The organism is Microbacterium sp. K35 (genome assembly GCF_004794375.1).
In the GTDB taxonomy this organism is placed as follows: domain Bacteria; phylum Actinomycetota; class Actinomycetes; order Actinomycetales; family Microbacteriaceae; genus Microbacterium; species Microbacterium sufflavum.
On sequence record NZ_SSDM01000244.1, the window covers coordinates 1 to 423 of the forward strand.

Annotated in this window: 1 protein-coding gene; it reads left to right on the plus strand. The window is 63.6% G+C overall.

The window, feature by feature from the left end; all coding sequences use genetic code 11:
- Positions 1-423, plus strand: a 423-nt coding sequence (locus tag DW299_RS09415) for an ATP-binding cassette domain-containing protein (protein ID WP_240745365.1), incomplete at both ends; no start/stop codon positions are given.

Consider the following 423-nt stretch of genomic DNA (forward strand, 5'->3'; position numbering starts at 1 on the left):
CGACGCGGTGCTGTCGGCGAGGAATGTGTCGATCGAGTATGAGGTGGATCCGCCGGTCAAGGCTGTCCGCGACGTGTCGCTGACGCTGAACCGTGGCGAGATCCTGGGGCTCGCGGGGGAGTCGGGGTGTGGGAAGACCACCCTCGCGTATGGGATGAACCGGTTGTTGAAGGCTCCGGCGTTGATGACCCAGGGCGAGATCGTGTTCCATGACCGGGATGGACACGACATCGATGTGGTGGGGCTCGATGGGGAGGGCCTGCGGGCGTTCCGCTGGGACAAGATCTCGATGGTGTTCCAGGGGGCGATGAACTCGTTGAATCCGGTGATCAGTGTGAGGGCGCAGATCTTCGACATCTTCGACACGCACCGTCCCGGGATGAGCAAGAGGGCCAAGCAGGAGCGGGCGGAGGAGCTGCTGAC